General features: G+C 37.7%; 25 protein-coding genes. 12 read left to right on the forward strand and 13 right to left on the reverse strand.

Annotation, left to right across the window (positions count from 1 at the left end; genetic code table 11):
• Positions 1-18: 18 nt before the first annotated feature.
• From IPI65_04150 to IPI65_04170, 5 genes are all read right to left on the reverse strand, one after another.
• Positions 19-1,290 (reverse strand): HipA domain-containing protein, encoded by a 1,272-nt coding sequence (locus IPI65_04150; protein MBK7440737.1) that lies wholly within the window; start codon positions 1,288-1,290, stop codon positions 19-21.
• A 12-nt stretch (positions 1,291-1,302) separates the two neighbouring features.
• Positions 1,303-1,602, reverse strand: coding sequence for a helix-turn-helix transcriptional regulator (locus tag IPI65_04155; GenBank protein MBK7440738.1), 300 nt, complete (start codon positions 1,600-1,602; stop codon positions 1,303-1,305).
• A gap of 196 nt (positions 1,603-1,798) precedes the next feature.
• Positions 1,799-3,001 carry a fibronectin type III domain-containing protein gene (locus IPI65_04160; GenBank protein ID MBK7440739.1) on the reverse strand — a complete coding sequence of 401 codons (1,203 nt, stop codon included), beginning with the start codon at positions 2,999-3,001 and terminating at the stop codon, positions 1,799-1,801.
• A 261-nt stretch (positions 3,002-3,262) separates the two neighbouring features.
• Entirely contained in the window at positions 3,263-4,654 is a 1,392-nt protein-coding gene (locus IPI65_04165; protein MBK7440740.1) for a serine hydrolase, read from the reverse strand.
• 161 nt (positions 4,655-4,815) lie between these two features.
• On the reverse strand, positions 4,816-5,262 hold the full coding sequence (locus IPI65_04170; protein ID MBK7440741.1) for a hypothetical protein: 447 nt from the start codon (positions 5,260-5,262) through the stop codon (positions 4,816-4,818).
• Positions 5,263-5,352: 90 nt separating this feature from the next.
• Between IPI65_04170 and IPI65_04175 the strand changes: the two genes are divergently transcribed.
• Positions 5,353-7,206, forward strand: a complete 1,854-nt coding sequence (locus IPI65_04175; protein ID MBK7440742.1) for a hypothetical protein — start codon at positions 5,353-5,355, stop codon at positions 7,204-7,206.
• A 200-nt stretch (positions 7,207-7,406) separates the two neighbouring features.
• Here IPI65_04175 and IPI65_04180 read toward each other — a convergent pair whose 3' ends face one another.
• Together IPI65_04180 and IPI65_04185 are read right to left on the reverse strand one after the other, a co-directional pair.
• On the reverse strand, positions 7,407-8,003 hold the full coding sequence (locus IPI65_04180) for a hypothetical protein (GenBank protein MBK7440743.1): 597 nt from the start codon (positions 8,001-8,003) through the stop codon (positions 7,407-7,409).
• 23 nt (positions 8,004-8,026) lie between these two features.
• Positions 8,027-8,656, reverse strand: a complete 630-nt coding sequence (locus tag IPI65_04185) for a zinc ribbon domain-containing protein (protein ID MBK7440744.1) — start codon at positions 8,654-8,656, stop codon at positions 8,027-8,029.
• Positions 8,657-8,992: 336 nt separating this feature from the next.
• Between IPI65_04185 and IPI65_04190 the strand changes: the two genes are divergently transcribed.
• Both IPI65_04190 and IPI65_04195 read left to right on the forward strand, forming a co-directional pair.
• A complete protein-coding gene (locus IPI65_04190; protein ID MBK7440745.1) occupies positions 8,993-9,322 on the forward strand; it encodes a hypothetical protein in 330 nt (109 codons plus the stop codon).
• A gap of 186 nt (positions 9,323-9,508) precedes the next feature.
• The gene (locus tag IPI65_04195; protein ID MBK7440746.1) at positions 9,509-10,795 is read left to right on the forward strand and encodes a citrate synthase; all 1,287 of its coding nucleotides are present in this window, start codon (positions 9,509-9,511) and stop codon (positions 10,793-10,795) included.
• Positions 10,796-10,861: 66 nt separating this feature from the next.
• On the opposite strand, the gene IPI65_04200 is transcribed toward IPI65_04195, so the two are convergent.
• The 3 genes from IPI65_04200 to IPI65_04210 all read right to left on the reverse strand — a co-directional run bounded on the left by IPI65_04200 (position 10,862) and on the right by IPI65_04210 (position 13,773).
• On the reverse strand, positions 10,862-11,890 hold the full coding sequence (locus IPI65_04200) for a hypothetical protein (protein ID MBK7440747.1): 1,029 nt from the start codon (positions 11,888-11,890) through the stop codon (positions 10,862-10,864).
• Positions 11,891-12,842: 952 nt separating this feature from the next.
• Entirely contained in the window at positions 12,843-13,274 is a 432-nt protein-coding gene (locus IPI65_04205; protein MBK7440748.1) for a hypothetical protein, read from the reverse strand.
• A 4-nt stretch (positions 13,275-13,278) separates the two neighbouring features.
• Positions 13,279-13,773 carry a DUF4442 domain-containing protein gene (locus IPI65_04210; protein ID MBK7440749.1) on the reverse strand — a complete coding sequence of 165 codons (495 nt, stop codon included), beginning with the start codon at positions 13,771-13,773 and terminating at the stop codon, positions 13,279-13,281.
• A gap of 1,045 nt (positions 13,774-14,818) precedes the next feature.
• Here IPI65_04210 and IPI65_04215 point away from each other — a divergent pair.
• Together IPI65_04215 and IPI65_04220 are read left to right on the forward strand one after the other, a co-directional pair.
• The gene (locus IPI65_04215; protein ID MBK7440750.1) at positions 14,819-15,097 is read left to right on the forward strand and encodes an ATP-dependent Clp protease adaptor ClpS; all 279 of its coding nucleotides are present in this window, start codon (positions 14,819-14,821) and stop codon (positions 15,095-15,097) included.
• Between the two features lie 5 nt (positions 15,098-15,102).
• Positions 15,103-15,783 carry a leucyl/phenylalanyl-tRNA--protein transferase gene (locus tag IPI65_04220; GenBank protein ID MBK7440751.1) on the forward strand — a complete coding sequence of 227 codons (681 nt, stop codon included), beginning with the start codon at positions 15,103-15,105 and terminating at the stop codon, positions 15,781-15,783.
• 7 nt (positions 15,784-15,790) lie between these two features.
• Here the strand turns inward: IPI65_04220 and pdxH are convergent, their stop codons facing one another.
• Positions 15,791-16,435, reverse strand: a complete 645-nt coding sequence (pdxH, locus tag IPI65_04225; GenBank protein ID MBK7440752.1) for a pyridoxamine 5'-phosphate oxidase — start codon at positions 16,433-16,435, stop codon at positions 15,791-15,793.
• Positions 16,436-16,559: 124 nt separating this feature from the next.
• Here pdxH and IPI65_04230 point away from each other — a divergent pair, with 124 nt between their 5' ends.
• From IPI65_04230 to IPI65_04260, 7 genes are all read left to right on the forward strand, one after another.
• A complete protein-coding gene (locus tag IPI65_04230) occupies positions 16,560-17,117 on the forward strand; it encodes a carboxypeptidase-like regulatory domain-containing protein (GenBank protein ID MBK7440753.1) in 558 nt (185 codons plus the stop codon).
• Positions 17,118-17,364: 247 nt separating this feature from the next.
• Entirely contained in the window at positions 17,365-18,615 is a 1,251-nt protein-coding gene (locus IPI65_04235) for an NAD(P)/FAD-dependent oxidoreductase (GenBank protein ID MBK7440754.1), read from the forward strand.
• Between the two features lie 27 nt (positions 18,616-18,642).
• Positions 18,643-18,954, forward strand: coding sequence for a TusE/DsrC/DsvC family sulfur relay protein (locus IPI65_04240; protein MBK7440755.1), 312 nt, complete (start codon positions 18,643-18,645; stop codon positions 18,952-18,954).
• Between the two features lie 36 nt (positions 18,955-18,990).
• Positions 18,991-19,497 carry a DsrE/DsrF/DrsH-like family protein gene (locus IPI65_04245; GenBank protein MBK7440756.1) on the forward strand — a complete coding sequence of 169 codons (507 nt, stop codon included), beginning with the start codon at positions 18,991-18,993 and terminating at the stop codon, positions 19,495-19,497.
• Positions 19,498-19,628: 131 nt separating this feature from the next.
• Positions 19,629-19,745: a T9SS type A sorting domain-containing protein gene (locus IPI65_04250; GenBank protein MBK7440757.1), complete on the forward strand. Its 117-nt coding sequence runs from the start codon at positions 19,629-19,631 to the stop codon at positions 19,743-19,745.
• A gap of 4 nt (positions 19,746-19,749) precedes the next feature.
• Positions 19,750-20,811 carry a hypothetical protein gene (locus tag IPI65_04255; protein MBK7440758.1) on the forward strand — a complete coding sequence of 354 codons (1,062 nt, stop codon included), beginning with the start codon at positions 19,750-19,752 and terminating at the stop codon, positions 20,809-20,811.
• Between the two features lie 98 nt (positions 20,812-20,909).
• Positions 20,910-21,119, forward strand: a complete 210-nt coding sequence (locus IPI65_04260) for a hypothetical protein (protein MBK7440759.1) — start codon at positions 20,910-20,912, stop codon at positions 21,117-21,119.
• 148 nt (positions 21,120-21,267) lie between these two features.
• Here the strand turns inward: IPI65_04260 and IPI65_04265 are convergent, their stop codons facing one another.
• Both IPI65_04265 and fahA read right to left on the reverse strand, forming a co-directional pair.
• A complete protein-coding gene (locus tag IPI65_04265; protein MBK7440760.1) occupies positions 21,268-22,146 on the reverse strand; it encodes a flavin reductase family protein in 879 nt (292 codons plus the stop codon).
• Between the two features lie 8 nt (positions 22,147-22,154).
• A complete protein-coding gene (gene fahA / locus IPI65_04270) occupies positions 22,155-23,429 on the reverse strand; it encodes a fumarylacetoacetase (GenBank protein MBK7440761.1) in 1,275 nt (424 codons plus the stop codon).
• Positions 23,430-23,466: the final 37 nt, after the last annotated feature.

Here is a 23,466-nt window from a genome sequence, read left to right on the forward strand (position 1 = left end):
GGCAAGTAATTGCAAACCTCATCTCCCCACCAACCTAAACCCATTCCTCATCCCCTCTACTTCACTATTCCCAATCCCAACTTCTTTAGCAATTTCTTTCCATCGGCTAACACTATTTATTACATCTGTAATTATTTCTTTACTGCGTTTGTGTTGGATGCGAAAATCGGGAGCAACTTGGAGCGCTAATTCAAGATCCTGAGCATTATCTGTTTCTGAAATATTTAAGGTGAGTCCATTACCATAATGTGTCGGATTTACATCAAAAGCAGGTGAGAGTTTCCATCCATTTTCGTCGAGCAGGAAACCATGATTGCGGAGGTGGTCATCAACATTTGATATACAAATATTAAATACAATTCGTCGCCATAATTGCTCTAAATCGCGGTCGGGTTGAGAGCCGTTGCGCATGAGAAATTCGGCAAGATGCAAATAACTCACTCCGGTAGCGTGATTGTCGCCATCTTTTTTACCTAGTTGTGTCATTGCAGAAGAATAATGCAGACGTTCACCTTCTAATCTGTCAAATCGTTTTGTCAAGAATGTGTGATGTCTTCCGGAAAATTTTCGAATGTGCGCATCTGACATTTCTATACCGGCGTCAACTGCAAGTTGTCGCGCAACATATTCCCATGCGCCGGTATTTATTTCATCATTATGACTCGGAAATTTTGCAATCCATAAATCACCTTCCGGTGAAAGTACACTTGCTTTAGGAAGAGCACCACCAAGCGAGGAGCCCGGTGTAATTAACAGGTTTAGCCACTTTAAATAATCTTTTTCATCTTCTGCACCATCTTTTTCTAATTGCAGACTCGCAAATTCAAGATCTCTCAATTTTGCAAAAGGCGGTGCTGCCATTTCTTTATTATTGTCGAGAAAAGGCCCTTGCTCTGATAACCGAAACCGAAGTCCGCCCATACGGTGGCCATCATAAACGCCTAACAAAAAATCTGATTCGTATAAAGTTTTGGGTTGCCTTTTTTCTTCCCTGGCCAGTTGCGCTTCACGTCTTCTCATTAACACTTTGCCCCAACGGTCCGGTGAAGAGTCTAAAAAAATACCAAAATTGGGATGCTCATTTCGATGATATTGCGGTCCGGTGAATAGACCTAAGTCCGGATCGAGCTGTTTCGCAAATGGCGATTGAAGCCAATCCGAATTATAAGTAAATGAAAACACTTCGCTACCTCTTGATTGATCAACGGCAAGCATTCCCATTACCATTGGCGAGGTTAATCCTTGCCAATGGGCACATACCTGAATCCGTTTTTGAGTTGCTTTACTCATGTTTGTTGTTATTTACTTCCCACCCCGCATCAAAGCCACATCCTGCAACTTGCGACCAACCACGTCATCTTGTGCAATTATTAATAAATCTTTCTCCAACCCCAGACAAAACAATACACTGGCGTAGGCGCCTATGGTTACGGCACTGTCACCGCGCTCTATGGCTCTAAGCGTATTTCTGCTCATACCGGCACGCTCTGCAAGCATAGTGGTAGTAATCTTGCGGCGTAAACGGGCAAGGCGGATGTTTTCACCCAATTGCCTAAAGGTATGTTTGAGCGTTGGAGGTAATGGAGCTGTTTTTCGTGGCATAATTGCACAATTTGGTAACTATTTTAACCCAAAAGTAACATAATTAGTTAAAATAGTTAGCAAATGTAAAAAAATTAGCTATAAATGTTGGTCATTATTATGTACAAAATATAACTAAAATGGTTAAAATAATTACCATTTTGTATTTCAGCTTTACAATATTTTCAAATATCCATTATTTTTTTTGACCATCAATTCATCTATTCAACGCCACTTGAACAGCATAATTCTCACCTGCAATTTCCATGGTAACGATATAAATCCCATTAGGTAATTCCGTTTCCAAAACAGTTTCTGAATTGGATATTTGGCTTTCGAATAACAACTGACCATACACATTAAATATTTTGCAATTCCAGTTTGTCGGAGTTTCTTCGTCGAGTGAAATATGAATTTGACTGCCATAACTGAATACGGAAAATGGAGGTTCTTCTTCAATTGTTTCTTCTCCTAGTCTGCATGTGTTGGTATTAAATGTTTGGATGTCAGAATACAATGAAACCTCACCATCGCTGCAAAAACTTCTGATACGCCATTCATATTCGGTATCGCAAGTTAAGCCTGATACTTTTCTAAAAGATTTAACACCTGCAACTGTTTTGGTTATCCATGTTGCTGCACCTGTTTGTCTGTATTGTAATTCATAATGGTCGGTACCCGCAATTACTTCCCATTTTATTTTTGCAGTTGTCCCGGTTATAGCAACAGGAGTTAATGGATTTGGGGGATAACAAGTTGGAATAAAACCGGCAATAATTGGGAGTTCCGGTGTTGTTTCATATGCATAGGAATGAATTTTAACTACTTGCGCAACTTTAGTTGTTGGCGTTGCACTTAAAGAAACCCATCCATAATGTGTAAGTCCGTCAATTTCAAATTTAACTCCAAGGTATTTATGATCAATATTTTGCCATGGACCAAATTGATAACTGAAATCAACCCAACTCCCGGGTCCCCAAAAATCATCCCATTTACGCCACTCACCTGCATTATTAAATAAGGTAACTTCGGTTGCAACACCCCAAGTGGCAGCTTCAGAAATAATTTCCCCTGATTCCAATGGCGATGCAACTGATGTTCCGAATGTAGCCAAATTATTAACGAAATTTACATTCATACCATACGCTTCAATTCTTTGATGCGTAGATCCTGTGCATGACCAACCTGTAGACGATGTATCACAATACATACTAACCCAGATATTATGAGAAAAAGTCAAATCGGTTAATCCATCACCATTAAAATCGATAAAATAACTTTCATCAGTGTATAGTGGGAATTGCTTGTCAGGGTCAATATCGTAATAACTAACTTGCCCATATACTTGATTGGAAACGATTAAACTTCCTGCCATAGCAGAATAACTAAGCAGTTTTTTTTGTAATGAGTTGTTGTTCATGAGTTTCAATTTTAAGTTAAAATTGGGGAACTGTTTCCTAAAAAACAACTACTAATGTGCGAAATCTTAGTTTTTTTATGTGAATCGATAATTTGGCTTAGTAAAGAAAATTTTGTTATAGTGAAGCACTTTGGCTTTTGACAAGTGTCTCAATTTAATTGGGTGCAAGCTATATGCTTTTTCAAACCAATTTCAACACCATTGCGCAATTTTAAGTAATATCACTCCATTTGAAATTTAATTTCAGTAATCATAAATAAATTACATTTTTACAAAACTTTGTATTGCAAATTCACTGCTGTTATTATTGTGTAACATCAAATAATATAGGCCGGTGGGGAGGTTTTGTATCTCAAGCTTCGTTGAGTATAATTTTCCACCTTCCTGCAATTTCCCTTCTGCAGAAATAATTGTATAATTTTCAAAATCGCCTGTTGCTGAAATATATAAATAGGTGTTGGCAGGATTTGGAAAAGTGATTAGATTTAATTGTGATGTTTGTTGAACCGTTAAAGGTAATTCAACATTACATGTTATTTCCGTACTACTTTCAGTATTTAACGTTGCTGCAAAATCCACCAACTCATTCCATATTTGAATATGACTATTATCGCTATTGGTTAAAACGATAATTCCGGTTTGCGTATCATCATTAAAATACATATCGGTTGAAACGCCTGAATCGCCGCCGCTATGGCCCCACCAGGTGCCCTCGTCGTAATAATTATACCAGACTAATCCTTGGGTAGGATCAATTAAAGGAATTTGTGATGAACGAATTAATTCAATCGTTTCAGGCTGTAATAATTGAACACCATTAAAGCTTCCATTATCCATATTCATCCATAAAAATTTTGCAAGCGACAAGGCAGTGGTACGCAATTGTCCGTCAGGATAATCCGGGTAACCATATAATCCATAATCGAAATAGGCATCCCCAATATAATCATAAGGATGTGCAATTAAATTGGTATCTAATTCACTTAAAAACCATCCGGTATTCGACATACACAATGGTTCAAAAATATTTTCATTACAATATTCATTAAATGGTTTACCGGAAAATAATTCAACCATATAACCTAACAATGCAATGCCCTCATTACAATAATTGTATTGCGTGTTCGGAGCGTAGGTGTAAAAATTATCTTCTGCATAATAATAGGGGCCACCCGCTTCAAAATAACCCTGCATAAATTCTCCTAATGGCAATGTTGCGTCACCGGGAACATAAACGGTATCGAGTATATTCCAATTGTCGCGCATAGCTGCACTGTGTGTGAGCAGTTGTCGCATAGTGATAATTGAATCAGGGAAGGCGGGGTGATATATTTCAAATGGTAAATGGGCATTAATATTATCATCTAATTCAAAATAACCATCTTCAAATAATTGCATAATTGCAGTACAGGTGATAGTTTTGGAAATAGATGCGAGCATATAAATGGTGTTGGTATCAACAATAGCGCCGGTAGCTAAATTTGCTGTTCCGTAATTGCCAACCCAGGCTAGTTTATTATCTTTAATAATAACCGCACTTACACCCGGCACATGTTTACTTTCCATTTGGTCGGTGATAAATATATCTATCGCAGATTGTGTTTTTGCAACGATACTGACGCAGGTCAAAAAAACTAGTAAATTCCATTTCATAGTATAAATTTATGAAAGGACGATGAAAAGGAGAAAAAATTAGCAAATGTTATGGAAATTACTGCCATTACAATATGGCTTATTGGCAATAATAAAAAGCAACGACTGAAGGGGCAGGAAAAAAAGAATCGGGAAATAAATGTTTCCCGATTCAAAAAAAATTACTTCGTAATCGGACTATTTGCGTCGCACATTGGCGGACAAAGATTTGAGCCGGTGCGGGCTGCGGAATAAATTGTTTCGGTATTGTCTAAACCATCGTCGTTTATACCTACAACAATTGATAAAGGTGCACCAACCGAATCTTGTGCAAAATACATGCGATACGCAGATGTATTTGGATTGTTGGCAGCAATATTATTCATCGATTCCAATTCGCTGGCTTCAATTCTTATTCCTGTTACAGGTGAATCGGCAGCAGCAGCACTGTTGCGATAATTTCTGATGTTTGTACGCGCTTCTTCCTGTGAAACAGATTTTGCTTGTCCGTTTGCAGCAGGACTAAACGGTGCAAGCGACATACATAAAATTGCTGAAGGGATAATAGTACTTATTGTAAGAATTACAATAAGTCGTTTGTAAATTCTAATCTTTTGAGTTGCTTCCATAAATGTGTATGTTTGTATTAGTTTGCGATAAAGTTAGTAATCTTTCCCTTACAACAGCTTTTTTATAAACACACAAGCAGCAGTTTTAATATGTATAAACATTTAAAAGGACAAAGCCTCCTCGCTTTGCTTATTTTAGTTCAGTTTTACGCATTTGCGAGCAGTGAAAGTGCTAGTGCAATTACATCGCCCGAAGAACACATTTCCTTACCTCCTGTTGATAAAACGGATATCTTGACCAAGTTGAAGTCTGCCAAAACAGATATCCAAAAAATAAACTGTTATAATGAATTAGCTACATTTTATATCGACTGGGAAGCCGATGCATCGGTTGCAGATAGTTTGTTAAGTGAAGGAATAGCCCTGGCTGAAATGTCGTATAACAATAATTTATTGTTGCATGCGTATGCTAATTATTTAATTGTAATAGATGATTATAATTATGCAAAAAAGGCAGAAACAATAATTGAAAAACTGAATGCTTTAGGCGGACAGTTTAATAAACCGGAAGACAATTGGAAGTGTAAATATGCATTAGCAAAAGGATATCAGTTGATATTTAAAATGGAATCGGCCCGTGATTATGCTTATCAGGCGCTTACATTAGCTATTCAGTCAAAAGACCCTGCCACCATTGTTGAAACACATTTAACGCTAGGCGATATTCAACAGAAAATGAATAATAATGTGGAAGCCATCCGCAATTATCTGGATGCGCTAACTATAGCAGAAGCCGAACAAAATGTTATTCTGCGCATGGATTGTTACCATCGTTTATCCAATTTTTATAATCTGATAAAAGCTTATGATAAATCGATACAATATAAGCTGAAGGAAATTCATTTATCGGAAATAGATGAACACCCTGATTCGATTCGGATAATGACGTTGAAATTTGATTTGGAGGTAATTGCATTTAATAACCGTACGGTAAATGAAAAACAGTTGTATAACATATTGGATTTTGCCGAACGCCATCATGTCGAAAAACTTAATAAATTCGGGATGGTAGCTTTTAGAAATCATTTAATCAAACAAAATGATTTCGCGCAATTATATACATTATTTAATACTGAATTTCCGGAAGAATTGGAACGAATCAAAATAAATGATACTACCACTTATTATCGTTTAAATGCATTATTTAAGGAATATAAAGGTGAACCCGATTCAGCCGGCTATTATTTTGATAAGGCTGCACAACGAATAAATACATCCAGCGATAAATTGCGCAAATCGAGTTTTTACCTGAGGTATGGCGATTTTTTTCAACGCCATAACCAACCCGAAAAAGCCATTGAGCAATACCGCAGCGCTTATTTACTGGCTTCCTCAATGCCTTATTACGAATTTATGTTGGAAGCATCTGATAAGTTAGAATCAATTTTTGTAGGTGTGGGCGATTATACTAATGCCTATAAGTATGGCAACATAAACCGCAATATTGCTGATAGTTTATCGAATATGGTTAAGAAAGAAGAATTACAATTGCTTGAAATAGAAAATGAAGAAGTATTGCGCGAACAACGCACTGTTAAAGCAGAAGAAGAAACCAGACGAAGAAATAATATTCAATACACAGCGATTACTATTTTAATTGCCACAGCATTTTTATTGTTGCTGATTTTGGGCGGATTTAATGTGCACGCTTCACTCATCAGAATGGTGGGATTTATTTGTTTTATTTTCTTCTTTGAATTTTTGATATTATTATTTGACACGTGGATACATCACCTCACCCATGGTGAACCCTGGAAAATACTTGCAATTAAAATTTTATTAATGGCCGGACTTGTCCCGCTGCATCACATGATTGAAAAACGAGTGACACATTATTTAATTAATAATAAATTCAACTGGAAACAAAATCGCTGGTTTAACTTCAAAAAGCCGGTTCAGGCTGCTCCGGAAGTTCCGGTTGTGCAAGATGATGAGGTGGTTTAGTTCTAAAAATTTATTTTCATTTAATGAACCGTAAATTCATTTTTTGTGAGCTCAAAGCGCTTTCGGCTCAATAAAATCACTTTTTGAGCTCAATAAGTGGTTTTTTTGAACTCGAAAACCCAGTTATTGAGCTTGAAATAGGTATTTGTAAACAATTAATAACGGTGGACGCACTTAAAGAACGCGCTAATATTTAATCCTCACGGTTTATTAAACCGCCGTTTAAATTTATATAAAATACCCGCTTTAAATACAAAATCGAGAGAGGTAGCATCTACATATAAATCTTCTTTATAAGCCGGTGTATAATTATACCGTGCACTTAAACCAAAATGTAAAAACATGGTTTTGCTGAGTACATAACCAAAATTATAACCCAGTTCGCCACCCATTTTGTAAGTATAAGTTGAGTCGCCGATAATTACGCCGTTATACATATTTAAATCAAAATAATTCAGCCATTTGTAGGTGCTCATGGTTACACTTTCGGCATTGGTGGCAAACATAAATCCGCTTGGAGTTATGGTTACGTAACTTAATCCGGTAATTAAATATGCTTCGTTTAATCCATCAATATTTTTATAATCTAAACCAATATTGTAGTTCATTGGTAATGGAATAAAATTGATGGGTTTAGAAAAATACATTTCTGCACCTAATGCATGTGATAAATCTGCTTCATAAACATTGTCGGATAAAAACTGAGCGCTGTTGGTGCCGCGCAGACTAATAAATTGTGCTGATGCCACTAACTGACAACCAATAAATAGGAGTAGGAGGAGTTTTTTTAAATGCATAATATTAAAACGTAAAACCAGGTTCAGGTATTGTTTTTAAATTTCCAGATAACGGAGCGCAGGGCAATTAGTAAATAACCTAGGAGAATATATTCTAAAAAGCGAATACCCAATACGGCAAACATATTTATTTGTTTCACCGGATTTCCCATTTGGTCGAAGCAGGTAAAATCCTGTTGAATAATTGTTGTTCCAGGCATGGGGTTCGAAATGTTTTCATCGCGGCTCAAACTGCTGCCATCGGTGCAAAAACACATTTCGACGGGTTTGTTATAAATGATATTTCCGGGTTGATCGACAGTAGCGCCTATTAATGCAAAAAAGCTCAAGCCGATTGCACGCGTAAAGCTTCCCGGATTTTCGGGTTTGCGCAATGGTGCAATTCCGAATCCAATAACACCTAAAACAAGTAATATTATACTTGCCACACCTTCCAACGTTGCCACAGCAATAAATGAACCGATTAATGCAAAAAGGACACCTGCAATGCATGCAACAATAATGATAATCCAAGCCCATGCGGGAATTCGTTTCCAAATGCTGTTGGGTTTATTGGCGGGAATGCCCATTATTTCGGCACCACAATACCGACAATGTTTAAAATCGTCGGGATTATCTTTTTGGCAATGTGTGCAGGTTTTCATACGCTGCAAGATACTGATTTTTACATTTTTGGCTATTTATTGCTTTGGGTTAACGGATTGAGTGATGAACATGGAAACTCATAAAGTAGCGTATAAGACGAACCCGCGTGAGGGATTGCAGCGGAAACCCCCTTTGTCCGCCTCGGAAAAGGGGTTGCAGCGGAAAGCCCGACCCTATAGTAGATTAATAATTTGCGGGGGCAAATTATTAATCACTATAGGGGCACGCCCAACGTATTCAGTTCATTTGCGGGGGCAAATTATTAATCTACTATAGGGGCACGCCCAAATTTTAAGTATGCAACCTGATAGTTGAATATTTGAAATGTATTACCTTTGCACCCGATGGAACCTACACATCAACAGGAGCAAGAGGAACAGGAATACCACCCGAATATGTTTTGGGAGGGATTTTTTTATTTGAGCTTTTTCATTTTTGCCAATATTGTGCTCATTCCTTACACGCCGAAAAAATTGTCGTTTTTGTCGTTTAACGGGTATTATCCGCTTGCGATGATTACTTATGGTTTGGGCGGTTTGTTTGCGGGGATGCTGGTGTTCAGACTGGTAAAAAATGCACCTACGTGGGTTAAGTTTGCGATTGTTGCGGTAATTTATGCTACCATTTTGTATTATCTGGTTGATAATATTGAGCGATTTATGATTCCGGATTAAGCATTCACGGGATTTCAGCGCGTTTTTCCTCTACTTTTTGCAATATTGGTAACCTGTAAGTCAGGAAATTATCTTTCTGTAAAAAATGTTCGTATTTGTGGCATAAGAATTACGAATCTGCCATTCCTTTTTTTACCTTTGTCTACAATATTTTTTTAATCTGAAAAGCACAATTTGACCAAAATTATGTCTGATAAAGCGTTCATTAAACTCGGCGAAAAGGAAGTTGAGTTACCTATTTTCGTAGGCACCGAAGGAGAAGAGTCGATAGACATTAATAAACTCCGCGATTTAACCGGCTATGTTACCCTCGATAGTGGTTACAAAAACACAGGCGCTACTAAAAGCAGCATTACGTTTTTAGATGGTGAGCTGGGTATTTTGCGTTACCGCGGATACCCGATTGAGCAACTTGCTGAAAAGTCGAACTTTATGGAAGTGGCTTACCTGTTGTTATATGGTGAACTGCCGACAAATGATCAATTTGTAAACTTTACAGATAGAATTACGCATCATACCCTGGTTCATGAAGATGTGAAGCAATTTTTTGATGGTTTCCCATCCAATGCGCATCCAATGGGTCAGTTATGTTCACTGATGTGCACGCTGAGTTCATTTTACCCGGATTCATTAAATCCGAACATGAGCAAAGAGGCGACTGATTTAACCATTATTCGCATTTTGGCAAAAATGGCTACTGTTGTTTCATGGATTCATAAAAAATCGGTTGGTCATCCAATCATGTATCCGCAAAATAAATACGATTATGTAAGCAACTTCCTGTATATGACTTTTGGTATGCGTACTGAAGATTATGTGCCGGATCCGGTTGTTGTGGATGCTTTAGATAAATTATTAATTCTGCATGCCGACCACGAACAAAACTGTTCAACATCTACAGTTCGTATGGTAGGTTCCAGTCAGGCAAATGCTTACGCAAGCGTTGCAGCAGGTGTTGCTGCTTTATGGGGGCCATTACACGGTGGTGCTAACCAGCAGGTAATTGAAATGCTGGAAATAATTAAAGCAGATGGTGGTAATGTTGCCAAATTTGTTGAAAAAGCAAAAGATAAAAACGATAATTTCCGCTTAATGGGATTTGGTCACCGCGTTTATAAAAACTTTGACCCGCGTGCAAAAATTATTAAAGTTGCGTGCGACAATGTTTTAAATAAATTAGGTGTGTTTGATCCGATTCTGGATATTGCAAAACAATTGGAAGAAGTTGCTTTGCGTGACGAATATTTTATTGAAAGAAAATTATATCCGAACGTAGACTTTTACAGCGGTATTATTTATCGCGCAATTGGTTTCCCAACCGAAATGTTTACAGTATTGTTTGCATTAGGTCGTTTACCGGGTTGGTTGTCACAATGGAAAGAAATGCGTGAAGCAAATGAACCAATTGGTCGTCCGCGCCAAATTTACACCGGACCAACCGTTCGCGATTATACCAATATTGCAATTAGATAATTTTGATTTAGAAATAATATAAAAGCTGCCTTTTCGGGCAGCTTTTTTTATGCAGTAAAATCTTAATTAAAATGCAACCTGAAATTGCACCTGCATAACATCGTTTGTTTTTTGCACGGTTGCTTCTTCGCGAACAATATCGTAACCGATTTGAATTTTACATAGTTCACCAAATAAAAAACTCGGACAAATAGTATATACATAAACGGCATTATCGGCAATTGCTTCGTTGGTGTCAAAATATTCGAAGCGTCCGGATAGTTGAATTTTTTTAGGAATTACATCACCAATTAATTGCACATAATATCCGCCTTTATTAATGGTATCATCAACACCTTGCATGTATTCTGCACGAAGTGTAAATACCTTATATTGATACTCAGCTTCGAGTGCCCAGCGGTCGCGATTTTTATCTACATTTAAACTATCGCCCCATCGAGAAGAACCATTATAATAAGAACCGCCAATCCACATTTTTTGTATTGGAGAAACAATTACTCTGCCTGCAAATGCCTTGTCTTTGTTATTATCGAATTTATTAATTCCGCTTCCGTTAAATACACCTGCAGCATAATTTAAATAAGGTTTATCATTTTTAGTTTTTAAAATTCCGGAAGCTTGAATACCAATATCGCGTGCATTTTGATTGCCAATAACATCTGCTCCGCGTGCACCGAGCGATTCACTTAATATGGCGCGATTCACTGTTTCCATTTTTGTTTCAGAAGCAATAATATCATTTCCTAAAGGAACCAACATTTGCCCTGCACTCAATTTCAACTGGTCACCTTTTAATTTATAAATAAAAATACCTTCCAGTAATTGTGGCGGAACACCACCTGCAAATTCAGCAAAAAAACGATAATCAATTTTAGCTGTCAATCCACCGGTTAAAGCAAGTCGCGCACGGCGAATATCGAAGCCACTTATTTTAGCGGTATCCGTAAAATATTGAAAACGTGGTTGTGTGTATCCGGTTAATTTTAATTGTTTGCTGCTGACAATTTTATTGGTATCTGCTTTTGCTAATCCGGTTTGTGCAGAAAGGTATTGAATAAATAAAAATCCAATCAGGGCGAGTAATATTTTTTTCATTTTAGTGGGTTTTGGTAAAACTGATACCCGCAATATTAGGATTTTTAGTTTTGAATGGAATTTCAATTTACAGTTATTTTACGCTGTTTAAAATTGTTTTACACGCACCTTTGTAGTTTGTAAAAATAACAGCCATAACCGCAAAGTCGCCAAGGCCACAAAGCGACACGAAGATTTTTTTACAATTTACTTAGCGTTACTTAGCGGCCTTTGAACCTTCGCGGTTTTGGCTGTTCTGGGAGAAATAAAAAATAAAAACTCTGAATTAAATTAATTTATTTAATTGAAGATATATGTTTTTTATAGTCTGTAAATAACAGCCGAAACCACAGAGCAACACAGAGAAAATACACGCAAAGTGCACGGAGAATTTTACTAAAAACAAAACAATACATCTTTATAAAAACCACACAACACCACTTTGCGCCCTTTGCCCTTCGCGTCCTTAGCGAGAAAAAAAACCGCGGAAAAAAACACAGCAAATAATTACACAAATAAAATCACCACAAACACACACCCTACCACTTAGCGCCCTTTGCCCTTCGCGTCCTTTGCGAGAAACAAAACACTGCGAAAAAAAAAACACCGCGAGAAAAAATACAGCGAGAAAAAACACCACCGAATAATCACACAAATAAAATCATCATAAAATCAAACAATACAACTTTGCGCCCTTTGCCCTTCGCGTCCTTAGCGAGAAAAAAACCGCGGGAAAAAACACTGCGAGTAAAACTGCGAGAAAAAAAGACAAGCAAATACACACGCAAATTTCACAAAAAAAATCTCCAAACATTAATACAATAAACCTTAGCGCCCTTTGCCCTTCGCGTCCTTAGCGAGAAACAAAACACTGCGAAAAAAAAAACACAGCGCGAAAAAAACACCGCGCGAAAAAATACAGCGAGAAATAACCCTACCACAAATATTCACCAAAAACCTTGCGCGCTTACCTTCACCACTTAACATCAATAATTTTATACCGCTCCGCATAAACCTTCGCTTCATTCTCCGTTTCGAAAATTTTAATTAATTCGAAAGAAGTAGTCACCACCTCATCATCATCTCCTAAATTAATAATCATACCGTTTGGATCAACCTTGTCCAGACAAACATCCAACAAACAATATTTTTGCGGGAAAGCATTTACATCTTCCACTTGTTTATCGGGAGCATAGTAACTGATATCTAATTTGCGAATCACCGTACAAAATTCATTCGGCTGATTTTTAAATGGTTCTTCGGGAGTAATTAACGTTTCATCAGTAATATTCGGCTGTTCGATCGTCGTATTATTATCAATAGGTGTTTCTTTTTCCTCCGCAGTATTCCTTCCGCAACCATAACCCATTATTAAAACAAATACTATAAAAATGAATTTGCGCATACAATTATTTTTTTGCTTTAAACGACCATTCAATAATAAAATTGCTTACCACAGTGCCATCCTTTAATCGGCCTGTTGACTTGCAAACAACGGTAACACCTTCACCATCCGACAATGTTTTTTCCACTGCATCAAAAATTGCCTTTCCATTTTCGCAGGTAAAATAAACGCGTGCCTGTGCTTTTTTGGTGTATGCAGCTTCCAATTTTGTCACCAGCATCGAAACCGGAGCACTTTTCCCCTGAATAGCCATTAACCCTAAAACGCCGGTACTCATTTCCGCCGCCATAGCTTGGGTAGCAAAGTATACCGACTTAAACGGATTTTGCGATAACCATTTAAATGGAATACTCGCCACGGCGTGTTCCGCATCCAATTCCCTGACCCGCAAACCCGCCAACAAAGCAATAGGCATTTTCTGCAACATAAACAGCTTAAACAACCATTTATGCAACACATTGCGCCTAAAAACCACCTGTTTATTATTCAATTCCCCCATTCCAGTCCCGAAATTACCCCAATAATCCAAATTCCCCCAAAAAAAATCCACAAGCACATTCATCCCCCTCAATCGTAAATCCGGTATGTAAGGGCGGATGCAATTCGCCCCTACATAACGGATTTACTAACATTTGCGAAAAAATTTAATGACTATCCTCCCTCAAAAAAATCAGCACAAACTCCAAGCACACCCTCCAAAAAATCCGTCCCCATCCCTTTCCGCTTTAGCGGCCCATCCACCCACCCTCCCAAAAAAATCCGTCCCATATCCGTTCAACCCGTTTAATCCGTGTTCCCCTTAACCCACCCTCCAAAAAAATCAGCGTCCCGCCAGCGGGCACCCTTCACCCATCCACCCAAAAAAATCAGTTAAAATCCCGCCTAATCTGCGACCCGCCCAGCCGGGTTCAGCGTTCCCCAAAAAAATCCGTCCCATATCCGTTCAATCCGTTCAACCCGTGTTCCTTTTAAAAACATATCCCTAAAAATCTTAATTTGTCCACCCCATCCGTAAATCCGCTATGTAAGGGCGGATGCAATTCGCCCCTACATACCGGATTTACTTACATTTTCGAAAAAATTAAAAATTATCCTCCCCAACAAAGAAAACACCACAAATCAAGCACACCCTCCAAAAAAATCCGTTCCCATCCCTTTCCGCTTTAGCGGCCCCTCCACCCATCCCCCCAAAAAAAATCCGTCCCATATCCGTTCAACCCGTTTAATCAGTGTTCCCCTTAACCCACCCTCCAAAAAAATCCGCGTCCCGCCAGCGGGCATCCCTAACACATCCATTAAAAAATCAGTTTAAATCACGCCCAATCAGCGACCCGCCCAGCCGGGTTCAGCGTTCCAAAAAAAATCCATCCCATATCCGTCCCATCCGTTTAATCCGTGCCTGCCTGCCGGGGCAGGTTCCCCTTTAACCCACCCACCCAAAAAAATCAGCCTAAATCCGCCCAAATCAGCGACCCGCCTGCGGGTTCCGCGTTCCCTTTCACCCACCATCCCCTTTCCCCGAAATTCACTACCTTTGCACCACAATGAGCACCATTCAAACAGATCACCGCATTGAAGTAGACGAACTCATCGACGGCCTCGTCGGAGTGCGGCTTATTGTCCATAACGACGACGTAAACACCTTCGAATGGGTTATCGAAAGCCTTGTCGAAATCTGTAAACACACCCTCGAACAAGCCGAGCAGTGCGCTTACATCATTCACTTTAAAGGAAAATACGCAGTGCAACAAGGCGCAAGAGCCGCTTTAGCACCCATGCGCGAGCAATTAACCGATCGCGGTATTAATGCTACCCTCGAATAATCAATATGCCCATCTGGCAACTCGATGAACGTATCATTTTTCCTGCACCACAATTTGCAGAAACCGACGGATTATTAGCCATTGGCGGCGATTTTTCTATCGAACGATTATTACTCGCCTATCGCTCCGGAATTTTTCCATGGTTTAATTACGACGATGAATGTTATTGGTTTTCTCCCGACCCGCGTTGCATTTTAATGCCCAATGAAATTATTATTTCAAAAAGCATGCAGCAGCTTTTCAAAAAAAATATTTTCACAATAAGAGTTAATACCAATTTTGAAGGCGTAATTAAAGGTTGTGCAACAATAAAAAGAAAAGCCGATTCCGAAACATGGATCGATCATCAGTTTATTGAAGCTTACACACAATTACACCGAATGGGAATAGCACATGCTATAGAAGTATATGCAGAAAATGAATTAGTGGGCGGATTATACGGCCTTTCTATCGGTGCATGTTTTTTCGGCGAAAGTATGTTCAGTGCAAAAAGTAATGCTAGCAAATATGCATTTATTTTTCTCGCACAAAAAATGTTGGAATTAAAATATCACTTTATCGATTGCCAGGTATATAACGAACATTTAGCATCAATGGGTGCAAAAAATATTTCACGAAATCAATATCTCGAAATGTTGGCTGTGGCGCTCAAAGCTAAGCCGGTAAGTAGTTTAAGCGATTTGTAAATTATAATCAGGGCGCCAGTCTTTTTATTTCCCAATTATTATCACCCGTTTTTACATATAATAATCTGTCGTGCAAACGATTGCTCCTGCCTTGCCAAAATTCAATTTCTGTTGCCGTTAATTTATATCCGCCCCAGTGCGCAGGCCGTTTAATATCACCTTTTAATTGCACTTCAATTAATCGTTGTTCAAGCCATGCTCTGCTTTCAATTTCACTGCTCTGCGGAGAAATTACAGCACCGGCCTGACTGCCAACCGGACGAGAATAAAAATACTCATCACTTTCTTTTTCCGAAATTTTTTCTATGGTTCCGCTGATGCGAATTTGTCGTTCGAGTGGTCCCCACCAAAAATTTAAACACGCATGCGGATTTATTGCAAGATCATGTCCTTTTTTACTATTGTAATTCGTAAAAAAAACAAATCCTGTCGAATCAAATTCTTTTAATAATACAACACGTGATGAAGGTTTACCATTTACATCCACTGTAGCTAATACCATTGCATTCGGCTCTTCAATTCCCGCTTTTCCGGCCGCTTCAAACCAAAATGCAAATTGCTGCATTGCCGATGGATAAACACCACCAATATCTAATGCACCGCGCTGATAATCCTCGCGCATATGATGTAAATTGCCTTCTGTAGGTTCCATAATTGTTAATTAAGGTGAAATTACACGCAAATTTTACAAATTATTTCATAACTAATCATAACTTGCGTCATTATTCGTTAAAGAATTAATGTTTACACACAAGTGCATATTGTTCTGCTTAATTATGGTTGCGTTGTTTACCTGCACAACACAAAACGCTCAGGCCCAGCAGGAATTAATTCAACTTTCCGGAATTGTAACCGATGCCGAAACCATGTTTCCACTTTCTTATGCAACCGTTTCGGTGCCCAATGAAATGCGCGGCGTAAATGCATCAGTAGAAGGATTTTTTTCCATTGTGGTAAAACGCAGCGATACTTTGCAATTTAGTGCAATTGGTTATAAACCAAAGTTATATATTGTGCCCGATTCCGGCACCGATGTTATCGAATCCATCGCTGTTAAACTGGCATCCGATACACTTACACTCGAGCAATTTGTTATTTATCCCTGGCCCAGTAAAGAAGATTTCCGCGAAGCATTTTTAGCCTATCAGGAAACCCAGCAATATGTGGTTGGCCCGCTGCCCGGCTTGCGTCGACCATGGGAAATTGATACTGTTCCCCAGGCCCCTTCTCCAATCATGAATCCGATTTCATTTTTTTACGACGAAGTGGTTAAACCCATACAATGGAAAAAGAAAAAAAGAAGTATGGTTGATAAGCTGCCCGAGTGGGAGTAACAATTTTACATCGCGTTTAAATACAATTATTTTTTTTGGGGGGAAAGGTACATACTTCGCCATAAAGTTCATTACTGCTTTTATTCACCGCAACGTTTTATATTCTATTTTTCGTCAGTAAAAATAACATACTGATGCTGCTTAGCACATGCTGAAGTTTGGTGACATCTATCATTCTTTTCTGTGCCAAGCATCACATTTGTTGCGTGCGGGTCACTTGTAGCTTTGTGATATAAATCATCAAACTATGACTCGTAAACGAATTCTAATAGCAGGTGCCGGTTCCGCCGGAACAATGATGGCGAATCACCTGAAACGTAAAGTCAATTTACACGAATGGCAAATCACTATAGTTGACGCAGCTACTACACATTATTACCAACCCGGATTTTTATTTCTTCCTTTTGGTATTTATGACGAAGCCGAAATTCAAAAACCGATAATTAAATATATTCCCGATGAAGTGGAATTTATTAATACCGGTATCGATAAAATTGATGCTGATCGGAATGTGGTGATATTAATTAATGGTGCTGAAATATTTTATGATATTTTAATTATTGCCTCCGGATGTAATATCGCTCCTGAAGAAACCGAAGGTATGAAAGGCAAATTGTGGCAAAAAAATGTCTTCGATTTTTATACTTTCGAAGGCGCAAAAGCCTTACACGATAAATTACAGGGATGGGAGGGAGGCAAACTGGCCATACACATTACCGAAATGCCAATTAAATGCCCTGTAGCACCATTGGAATTTGCATTTTTAGCCGACGATTTTTTCCGCCACAAACACATGCGCGATGAAGTAGAAATAACTTATATCACTCCATTGAGCGGCGCATTTACAAAACCTTTCGCAGCTAAAAAACTGGCCCATTTAATTGAAGAAAAAAATATTAAACTGGTTACCGATTTTAATGTGGAACGCATCGATAATGACACCAAAAAAATTATCGACTACGGTGGACAAGAAGTGGAATTTGATCTTCTGGTAACTGTTCCTTTAAATAAAGGTGCTGCATTTATTGAACGCTCCGGTTTTGGTGACGATTTAAATTATGTGCCTACCAATAAATTCACTTTACAAACAACCGTAAAGGATAACATTTTTGCAATTGGTGATGCAACTAGTTTACCGGCTTCTAAAGCAGGTTCTGTTGCACACTTTGAGTCAGAAATTCTCACTGAAAATATTTTACACTATATAAAAGGCGAAGAATTAAAAGCCCATTTCGACGGACATGCAAATTGTTTTATTGAAACAGGCAATCACAAAGCATTATTAATCGATTTTAATTACGACCAGGAACCTGTAGACGGAACATTCCCTTTTGCCGGCATCGGACCAATGTCGTTAATGGAAGAAACTATGCTCAACCACATGGGTAAACTCGGTTTTAAATGGATTTACTGGAATGTGCTTATGCATGGACGTGCTATACCATTTATTCATCCCGGTATGCAAAAAAGTGGTAAACATATTGTTCCCGCAGAATAAAAATTTTTCACAAACAAAAATAATATTATGGAAAAGCTGATTAACGGAATTTCAATCAAAGTAAATGAGGAAGGCTACCTCACCGACTTTGCGCAATGGGATAAATCTATTGCCGAAACAATTGCCCAACAGGAAAATGTAGGTGATTTAACACCAAAACATTGGGAAGTATTAAATTTTATTCAGGACCAATACAAAAAAAATGTGCCTTTAACTATTCGTAAAATAGGTGCAAGTGGAGTAACTGATATAAAAGAATTTTACGCTTTATTTCCCAACGGGCCACTAAAAAAAGCAGCTAAAATTGCCGGCATTCCAAAACCAGTCGGTTGTATTTAATTCACTTTTAAAAATAATTGTATGGAAGATATTTTAATGAAAGAAGCTCCTGCCGTAAACGGAGTTGAGCAAAAAGAACCCATTAAAAAAATGTGTTTTATTTTATCTAAAGCCGGACTCGAAAGTGTTTATGCCTGTTTTATTATGGCAAATGGCGCACGTATGGAAGGTATTGAAGCCGAAATATTTTTTACCTTTTTTGGTTTAGATGCCGTACACAAAAAACGCCTCGAACATTTACATATTGCCACAGTTGGAAATCCGGGCATGCATATTCCAACATTTTTAGGTGGTTTACCTGGAATGGAAACTTATGCATCACGCATGATGCGCAAACAAATGGAAGCAATGGATCTGCCAACAGTACATGAATTTCTCGATATTTTATCCGCTTCGGGTGTTCAAATGTACGGCTGCAAACTCGCTGCCGATATGTTTAAAATTACTAAAGACGATTTATACGAAGGTATCGACAGTATCATCACCGTCGGCGATTTTTATAAACACGCAGAGGGTGAAGGTGTACACATGATTTTTGTTTGATGATTAATATGCTGTAAGCAAAAGGCCGGTTTAACCGGCCTTCTTTTTGTAGATTGGTTGCCAGGTGTGATTTTTTTAATACATTATAAATTTATATATGTTTAACTAAAATTTGTATTGTTTAGTAAAAATTGAATAAATTTGAAAACAAAATTTATATTGGCGATTTACAAAGTGGATTTTATATTTTGCAAATTACCTTAAAATCAAAAAAAATAATTACTGAAAAAATAATTATAGAAAACTAAACGCATGTATAAATTATTATTTCTGAGCATTGCAGCTTTGTTGGGCTGCAATGCTTTTACACAATCATATAGTAATAATTGGGTTTTTGGTGATAGTGCGGGATTAAATTTCTCCACTGCGATACCTATGTCATTTGCTTCAAATATATTGTCCTATGAAGCTTGCGCATCAATTTCCGATTTTAGCGGCAATTTACTTTTTTATACTAATGGAGAAAAAGTTTGGGATAAGAATAATAATGTTATGCCCAATGGCGATTCTCTTAATATTGGTGGTTTTAACCCTGGTTATCCGTCAAGTACTACTCAAGGTGTCACAATTTTGCCAATGCCAGGTGCGGAAAATATTTTTTATATTTTTCAATTGCAAAGTAAATCAGATCCTCCAAATTACGGTTTAGAATATAGTAAGGTTGATATGACAATGAATGATGGTTTTGGAGATGTTGTTGAAAAAAATATTGATGTTTTTACAGGTTATTTAAATGAAAAAATGCAAGCTGTGAAACACGCAAACGGCAGAGATTGGTGGTTAACAACAATGCAACTAAGCACAAATGATACTACCTTATGTTTAGCAACGTTTTTAATTACAGCAGATACGATTGAAGGCCCTTTTATTCAATGTTTTACAGAATTGCCTGACGTAGGTTCTACAAATGTTGGGGCTACAGGTCAAATGAAGTTTTCTTATCAAGGAAATAAGTTATTATTTACAAGAGGAATTATGTTTCTCGTTTTTGATTTTGATCGTTGTTCCGGTGAATTTTCAAATTTGATGGAAATAATGCATAATGACAAAGGTTTGTATGGCTGCGAATTTTCTAAAGACGCACGAATTGTATATTTTACGGAATATGCTAATATCGAAGGTGGTAACAGAATTATTCAATATTGTATTTCCTGTGGGGTTCCAGTTGAAGAAACAAAACAAATTATCTATGAAGGCATGGAATTGGATCATGCAATTGGTCAACTGCAACTTGGATTAGATGGTAAAATATATGCCCTACATATAAATACAATTACGCCGATCATGAACAAACCTACTTTAATACAAGGTTAAGTGTAATAAATAATCCAAACACAACTGGCCTAAGTTGCAATTTTGACACACTTAGTATTATTTTAAATTATGGAAGATGCACGTATACCCTCCCTAACATGCCCAACTACAACCTCGGCCCCCTCGCAGGCAGTGAGTGTGATACATTACAGATTGCGGTAAATAATATTTTACCAAAGGCAGCATTTTTAATTTACCCCAACCCGGCAAGTGACAATATTTATTTTAAATTTTCAGATAATAATTTGTCACCTATTAATATTAATAATATCACCATAAATGATGCAACAGGTCGGATAGTAAAATAATTTCTAAATTGGAAGACAATTCAATTTATGTGGGCGATTTACAGGCTGGATTATATATTGTCCATATTTCGACTACAAATAATAAATCTTTTTTAAGTAAGTTAATTATAGAAAAATAATATTGTAGACTGCAATTTAAGATAAAGGTTTATAGGGTTATTAATCCATACTCTTTCATCATTAAAACTTTAAACCCTTCCCAGCCTTCTCCCTTATCAAGTAATATTTTTGCCTGCAATTCAATTTCATTCCAGTTCATGTGATGTCGCATGGCATGAGCAATTGATTCAACTTCTGCTTTATCAGGATGTTTTGCAAATACACCTAACTGCCCTAAATTATTGCCGGTTAATACGGAAGAATTTCTGATATATTCCGGTAATTTATCAATGCCAAGCGCAGAGCCGTCTTTAGGCTGAGGTAAAACAAATATCGATTCAGGAATAACCCTGCAATAATATTCACCACCCATACGCGCTACTAAATCCATTTTATAAGGGTCAGGTCTGCCATTTTCGTCTAATATTGATTCATCAATATGCATCAACACAATTTCGCAAATAATAATGTTACCTGCTCCACCATTAGTGCCGGTATGAATAATATCCCGCACTTTACATTCCATTTGCACAATACTTTCTTTTACACGAAATGGTTTTACCATTTCAGATGCAATAGGCGTAAAGCCTGCTTTTTCAAATTCATTTACACCCTTTGGATAAGCTGAACTGGCTAAACTCATTTGTTGCACAATCGGGTAGTTTACAATATTAATTACTACCTCTTTAATTGCTTCTGCATTATCTAATGTATGTTTGGTGGTATTATCTCTGCCACTTCTGGCCGGTGAAAAAATTACCATCGGCGGATTGCTGCCAATGGCATTAAAAAAACTAAATGGCGCTAAATTCATATTTCCCTCAGCATCAATAGTACTCGCAAAAGCAATTGGTCGTGGTGAAATACTGCCTAACATGTATTGATGCATTTTAGGCATTGGCGTAAGCGCCGGGTCAATTTTCAACATAATTTATTTTATTGTTTGAATGCGGGTAATATTTTATTGCGTACTTCTCCAAAACCAATGCGTACATTATTTTTTTCGCACCAGGCTTTAATAAATACGGTATCATAATCGTTAATAAATTTACGTGCACTGCCATCGCTCATGGTTAATGGATTTGCTCCGCGCCAGGTTAATTCCATCATACTGCCAAACGAATTTGGTTCATTACCGCTAATGGTTCCTGAAGCATAAATATCTGCAGCACGCACATTACAACCATTAATTGTTTGATGCGCTAATTGTTGCGCCATATTCCAATACATATATTTATAATTGGAATCAGAAACTAAAGTTGGTTCAGCAAACTCCGGCTGAATATAAACCTGTAAATGAATATCAATATTTTTATCGCCGGTAAATTTTAAATAATCCAAAACTTCAGGTTCCTGTTTTTCACCCGGAATTCTGAATGGCTCTAATGCATCTAATGTTACTACCCACGGAGAAATTGAGGAAGCAAAGTTTTTAGATAAAAATGGACCAAGCGGAACATATTCCCAACGTTGAATATCACGCGCACTCCAGTCGTTAAATATCACCATGCCAAAAATAAAATCATCAGCTTCCTCTGTCGTAATATTTAATCCCTGCATTTTGCCTTCATGCGTAATAAATGCCATCTCCAATTCAAAATCCAGTTGTTCCGTTGCTTTAAATTGTGGTGCATCGCCATCTTTATAAATAATTTGACCCTTCGGTCTTCGTATCTCCGTTCCTGTTGCTACTATTGATGAACATCTTCCATGATAACCTATTGGCATATGTTTCCAATTTGGTAACAAAGGATTGTCGGGACGAAACATTTTTCCAATATTAGTGGCATGTTGTATACTGGAATAAAAATCGGTGTAATCGCCCGGTTCAATGGGCAATAACATTTGAACATCCTCCATCGGTAATAAATATTTACCGTAAACATGTTCTTTATTTTTTAAGGCAACAGTATCTTGTTGCAGCAATATAGAAATGGCATGACGTAATGCACGAATTTTATATTTGCCGGTTTTAATCAGTGCATTTAAGTTATTACTTCTAAATGCTTCATCTGGAATTAATAAAGCGCCAAAAAAGTCAGCCTGTTGCAAAGCATATAAATCAAGTACAAAATTTCCAATGGCCACCCCAACACGCGGATGCTGGTCGCCTTTTTGAAAAACGCCAAATGGCAGGTTTTGTATTGGGAAATCACTACCGGCCTCCACCGGCACCCAGCTCGTTAATTTCGGGTCGTTTGCCTCAATCATCGTGATAATATTAATTTTTTGCAAAAATACAACAACA

The organism is Bacteroidota bacterium, from assembly GCA_016706255.1.
Lineage (GTDB): Bacteria > Bacteroidota > Bacteroidia > Chitinophagales > BACL12 > UBA7236.

Bases quoted from the DNA above. Each gene is read 5' to 3' on its own strand.
- IPI65_04220 (MBK7440751.1), top strand. From the start codon at position 15,103: ATGCCCATCTGGCAACTCGATGAACGTATCATTTTTCCTGCACCACAA.
- IPI65_04255 (MBK7440758.1), top strand. From the start codon at position 19,750: ATGTATAAATTATTATTTCTGAGCATTGCAGCTTTGTTGGGCTGCAAT.
- IPI65_04170 (MBK7440741.1), bottom strand. From the start codon at position 5,262: ATGGAAGCAACTCAAAAGATTAGAATTTACAAACGACTTATTGTAATT.
- IPI65_04165 (MBK7440740.1), bottom strand. From the start codon at position 4,654: ATGAAATGGAATTTACTAGTTTTTTTGACCTGCGTCAGTATCGTTGCA.
- IPI65_04190 (MBK7440745.1), top strand. From the start codon at position 8,993: ATGGAACCTACACATCAACAGGAGCAAGAGGAACAGGAATACCACCCG.
- IPI65_04265 (MBK7440760.1), bottom strand. From the start codon at position 22,146: ATGTTGAAAATTGACCCGGCGCTTACGCCAATGCCTAAAATGCATCAA.
- pdxH (MBK7440752.1), bottom strand. From the start codon at position 16,435: ATGGAACCTACAGAAGGCAATTTACATCATATGCGCGAGGATTATCAG.
- IPI65_04235 (MBK7440754.1), top strand. From the start codon at position 17,365: ATGACTCGTAAACGAATTCTAATAGCAGGTGCCGGTTCCGCCGGAACA.
- IPI65_04215 (MBK7440750.1), top strand. From the start codon at position 14,819: ATGAGCACCATTCAAACAGATCACCGCATTGAAGTAGACGAACTCATC.
- IPI65_04230 (MBK7440753.1), top strand. From the start codon at position 16,560: ATGGTTGCGTTGTTTACCTGCACAACACAAAACGCTCAGGCCCAGCAG.
- IPI65_04210 (MBK7440749.1), bottom strand. From the start codon at position 13,773: ATGGGGGAATTGAATAATAAACAGGTGGTTTTTAGGCGCAATGTGTTG.
- IPI65_04155 (MBK7440738.1), bottom strand. From the start codon at position 1,602: ATGCCACGAAAAACAGCTCCATTACCTCCAACGCTCAAACATACCTTT.
- fahA (MBK7440761.1), bottom strand. From the start codon at position 23,429: ATGATTGAGGCAAACGACCCGAAATTAACGAGCTGGGTGCCGGTGGAG.
- IPI65_04240 (MBK7440755.1), top strand. From the start codon at position 18,643: ATGGAAAAGCTGATTAACGGAATTTCAATCAAAGTAAATGAGGAAGGC.
- IPI65_04180 (MBK7440743.1), bottom strand. From the start codon at position 8,003: ATGCATTTAAAAAAACTCCTCCTACTCCTATTTATTGGTTGTCAGTTA.
- IPI65_04195 (MBK7440746.1), top strand. From the start codon at position 9,509: ATGTCTGATAAAGCGTTCATTAAACTCGGCGAAAAGGAAGTTGAGTTA.
- IPI65_04260 (MBK7440759.1), top strand. From the start codon at position 20,910: ATGCCCAACTACAACCTCGGCCCCCTCGCAGGCAGTGAGTGTGATACA.
- IPI65_04205 (MBK7440748.1), bottom strand. From the start codon at position 13,274: ATGCGCAAATTCATTTTTATAGTATTTGTTTTAATAATGGGTTATGGT.
- IPI65_04150 (MBK7440737.1), bottom strand. From the start codon at position 1,290: ATGAGTAAAGCAACTCAAAAACGGATTCAGGTATGTGCCCATTGGCAA.
- IPI65_04200 (MBK7440747.1), bottom strand. From the start codon at position 11,890: ATGAAAAAAATATTACTCGCCCTGATTGGATTTTTATTTATTCAATAC.
- IPI65_04160 (MBK7440739.1), bottom strand. From the start codon at position 3,001: ATGAACAACAACTCATTACAAAAAAAACTGCTTAGTTATTCTGCTATG.
- IPI65_04175 (MBK7440742.1), top strand. From the start codon at position 5,353: ATGTATAAACATTTAAAAGGACAAAGCCTCCTCGCTTTGCTTATTTTA.
- IPI65_04245 (MBK7440756.1), top strand. From the start codon at position 18,991: ATGAAAGAAGCTCCTGCCGTAAACGGAGTTGAGCAAAAAGAACCCATT.